The organism is Thermodesulfobacteriota bacterium (assembly GCA_039028315.1).
In the GTDB taxonomy this organism is placed as follows: Bacteria; Desulfobacterota_D; UBA1144; order Nemesobacterales; family UBA2774; genus CR02bin9.
Window position 1 is genome coordinate 1 of record JBCCIH010000212.1, and the last position, 3,674, is coordinate 3,674.

Here is a 3,674-nt window from a genome sequence, read left to right on the forward strand (position 1 = left end):
AAAGCTCGATAAAAAAACTAAAGAAAAATTCAACGGCAAAAACAATTATGAGGTAGACAATGAAAAAACCTAAATTATCTTTAGTTCTCTGCCAGCCAAATTTTATAGCCTGCTCTTTAGAAAATTTCTTCTCTGACATTTTCCGAGTTCCTCTCCTTTAATAAAATTCTTTTTGAATATTACTCTTTAATATTCACTTATACAACGTGTTGCTGTGATGACTTTATATAACTCTCGGATAATTTTTTATACACATAGGCTACGGCAATTACTACAGTTGGATAAGCTGCAAATAAACCAACTAGTAAAGCTAATGCTCCTGCAATCATAATTAAGATGATAAATATCAAAAAAAGAAGTAAGTTCCATTTAGCCCCTTGGGTTATTCGTCCGCTCTGCTTAAATGCCTCTATTACTCCCATGTTCTTATCTATAATTAAGAACATCGCAAATTGATATTTAATTGCCCAATATATGCCAGGTATAACCAAAAGGAACAAACCAATAAGCACTAGGATGCTGTAAAGAAAATAAGCTAGAAAGATCTTGTACATCTCTGGGAATGAAAAGGAGAGAATGTTTGGTGATTCGATCTTCTCATTATCGTATAGATACAGCCCTACTTTTATTGCAAGAATATATATAACAACCCCAATCAAGATAGATGCTATGTATGTAACAGCATATAAGAACTGTTGGCCTGAATTATTAAAAACTATCTGCAAGAGACCCGAGAAGGTTTGGATCACAAACCAAGTTGCACAAAAGACTATAAAAAATATTAAATTGTGTTTTGTCCTCTGCCAGCCAAACTTAATTGCTTGTGTTTTTGAAAAGATACTCTCAGACATATCAGCACCACATTAAATCGCAACATATAACTACTACAATTTATACTTAATAAATTAATAACATAGGATTATTAGTACCTACTAACAGGGAAGTTGTCTAGATTACTCAGGCCATCTTGCCGAAAAAAATATGCGCTGGTAAGGGAAAAACACTGGAACTTTTGGATATATATCTCTAAGGCGCTCACGGTAGCAATTCATAAAATCGCTATGCAGCTCTTTGGGTAATCTTTCAAAATATGGAAGAAGCGCTGTTCCCGAAAGCCACTCCACTATGGCATCGACATTATCTAGGACATGGGGATAGATTTTCTCAAACACATTTATATCCTGTGCACCTATGTCATATAAAATCTCTGAGTACTCTCTTATTGTTAGAACCGACCACTCCCTTTGCCATCCGCCTAGAGCACTAAAGTATGGTTCCTCATTAGCGATATCCGCAATTGTAGTCTGTGTAGGATGGTTATGGTTTGCCGGCATTTGAATAGCTATCTGGCCATTTGGGTTTAGCATCGAAACCAGCTTTGGGATTAGCTCTTGATGGTTGTCGACCCACTGCACAGCGGCATTAGAAAAGATTAGATCCCACTTGCCTGAAGCTTCTGCAATCGGACATAACTCATAGCTTAGACCTTGCTTGCTAAGTTGTGAGGCCTTCTCTAACATCTCACTTGAGCTATCAATCCCAAGCATCGTGCTTTCAGGCAGCATATCAGCTACCAATTTTGTTAGCTCACCTGTCCCGCACCCCAGATCCAATGAAGAGATAGATTCTCTAACCTCGATCAAATCCATTAAATCTTTAAAAGGGGCAAAGCGCTCTTTCTGATATTTATGATACAGCTCAGGATTCCAAGACATTTGTTACTCAGTATGAAAGCTTCTGATTCAAAATGCAAAGGATAAATTATATGTTATCATTGATGCCCATTCCAGAGCAGTAAAGGAATAATGATGCAAACAATTCTCTACATAGCCATCGGGGGCGCAATAGGGGCTATCTTAAGATACTCAATCTCAGGATATGCGTATAAAAATTTTGAAGGCAATCTCCCCTGGGGAACAATAGCTGTTAACCTGATTGGATGCTTCGCTATAGGGTTTTTGTGGAATGTCTTTGAAAACCTTGCTCATTCCCCAAACACAAGAGCATTTATATTCATTGGCATTCTCGGAGCTTTCACTACATTCTCAACTTTTGGTATTGAAAGCTTTCACCTTTTTAGGCAGGGAGAGATAAAATTTGGGATATTAAACATTCTGATCAGCAACATAGGCGGAATCGGGCTTGTGTTTGCCGGCTACTATGCCTCCAAATACATTTTGAGTACAGTGAAATAATATTATATAATAATTAATACTGTTTAGAGAGAATAGTTAAACAAGTTTCGATTATGTCTAATATGCGTTGTTTATAGCCTGGCTTGAAGGGGCTTAACAACTTATTTAAACTAATGTTAGTTATTGCAGTCAGGAAAAGAATATGAAGATTGCAGTTGGCAGTGATGAAAGAACACATGTAACAGATTATGTTGTCCAAGAGCTTAAAAAGCAGGGACATGAGCTTGAGCTCTATGGACCGCTCAATGATGAACAGATCCAATGGACTGATGTTGCTCATCAGGTGGCACAGAGCGTAAAAGACGGACAATCAGAGCAGGGAGTTCTTTTTTGCTGGACCGGCACAGGAGTCAGCATTGCAGCAAACAAGGTACCTGGAATAAGGGCGGCTCTATGCGGGGATGCACAGACCGCAGAGGGTGCTAGAAAGTGGAACGATGCAAATGTACTGGCGATGAGCCTTAGAACAACTTCGCAGATTGTGGCGAAAGAGATCTTAGAGGCCTGGTTTAGCGCTGCTCCAGAGGAAGATGAGAAAGAAAATATTAGTAAAGTAACACAGATCGAAAGAAAATATACGAAATAGAGATGATTGGAGATTTGAATGAAAAAAGATAATTACAATGTTGCAATTGCAGGCGCGACAGGTGCAGTTGGTCAGGAAATGATGGACATTCTAAAAGAGAGAAATTTCCCTATTGGAGAGCTAAGACTCCTTGCCTCAGAACGCTCTGCTGGAAAAGAGCTTGAATTTAATGGCAACAAAATCGAAATCCAAAAACTTGATGAAAACTCTTTTGATAATATAGATATTGCGCTTTTTTCAGCAGGCGGCTCAAGAAGCAGGGAATTTGCCCCGGCTGCTGCAGGCGCTGGGGCTGTGGTAGTAGACAACAGCTCAGCGTTTAGAATGGATGAGGAGGTACCGCTTGTAATTCCTGAGATAAACCCAGATGCAGTCTCGGGTTTTAATAAAAAAGGTATTGTGGCCAACCCGAACTGCACTACAGCAGTCACAGTGATGGCTCTTAAACCTCTTCATGATCTAGGGAAAATTAAAAGAGTTATAGCCTCGAGCTATCAAGCCGTATCAGGCGCAGGCGCTCAGGCAATTGAAGAGCTGCGAACCCAGACAATGGCATGGGCCAATTCTGAAGAAATAAAGTCAGACGCCTTCCCTTATCAGATTGCCTTTAATCTACTGCCTCAGATAGACAGCTTTACAGATAACGGCTACACAAAGGAAGAAATGAAGCTTCATAATGAAACAAGAAAGATACTTAGTGATACCCAGATGTCATTAACCGCAACCACCGTCAGAGTACCGGTATTCAGGGCGCACTCTGTTTCAGTAAACATCGAGACTGAAAAGAAAATTAGCGTGGATGAGGCAAAAGAGGCACTAAACAGTTTCCCAGGCGTTAGAGTCTTGGATAACCCGGGGGAGCTTCAGTATCCTATGCCAATAGATGTAGCAGG

At 39.8% G+C, this 3,674-nt stretch carries 5 protein-coding genes; 3 read left to right on the forward strand and 2 right to left on the reverse strand.

The annotated features are described in order from the left end of the window. Positions 1 to 197: 197 nt before the first annotated feature. Entirely contained in the window at positions 198 to 851 is a 654-nt protein-coding gene (locus AAF462_10900) for a hypothetical protein (protein MEM7009629.1), read from the reverse strand. Between the two features lie 102 nt (positions 852 to 953). After that, a complete protein-coding gene (locus tag AAF462_10905; GenBank protein MEM7009630.1) occupies positions 954 to 1,715 on the reverse strand; it encodes a methyltransferase domain-containing protein in 762 nt (253 codons plus the stop codon). A gap of 90 nt (positions 1,716 to 1,805) precedes the next feature. On the opposite strand from AAF462_10905, the gene crcB reads away from it, so the two are divergent. The 3 genes from crcB to AAF462_10920 form a co-directional block, all read left to right on the forward strand. Further along, positions 1,806 to 2,195, forward strand: a complete 390-nt coding sequence (gene crcB / locus AAF462_10910) for a fluoride efflux transporter CrcB (protein MEM7009631.1) — start codon at positions 1,806 to 1,808, stop codon at positions 2,193 to 2,195. A gap of 142 nt (positions 2,196 to 2,337) precedes the next feature. Continuing rightward, positions 2,338 to 2,781 (forward strand): RpiB/LacA/LacB family sugar-phosphate isomerase, encoded by a 444-nt coding sequence (locus AAF462_10915; protein ID MEM7009632.1) that lies wholly within the window; start codon positions 2,338 to 2,340, stop codon positions 2,779 to 2,781. Positions 2,782 to 2,799: 18 nt separating this feature from the next. Next, positions 2,800 to 3,674, forward strand: an 875-nt coding sequence (locus AAF462_10920; GenBank protein ID MEM7009633.1) for an aspartate-semialdehyde dehydrogenase, incomplete at its 3' end; no start/stop codon positions are given.

Coding starts and splice junctions, on each gene's coding strand:
- AAF462_10900 (MEM7009629.1), bottom strand. CDS start 851: ATGTCTGAGAGTATCTTTTCAAAAACACAAGCAATTAAGTTTGGCTGG.
- AAF462_10905 (MEM7009630.1), bottom strand. CDS start 1,715: ATGTCTTGGAATCCTGAGCTGTATCATAAATATCAGAAAGAGCGCTTT.
- crcB (MEM7009631.1), top strand. CDS start 1,806: ATGATGCAAACAATTCTCTACATAGCCATCGGGGGCGCAATAGGGGCT.
- AAF462_10915 (MEM7009632.1), top strand. CDS start 2,338: ATGAAGATTGCAGTTGGCAGTGATGAAAGAACACATGTAACAGATTAT.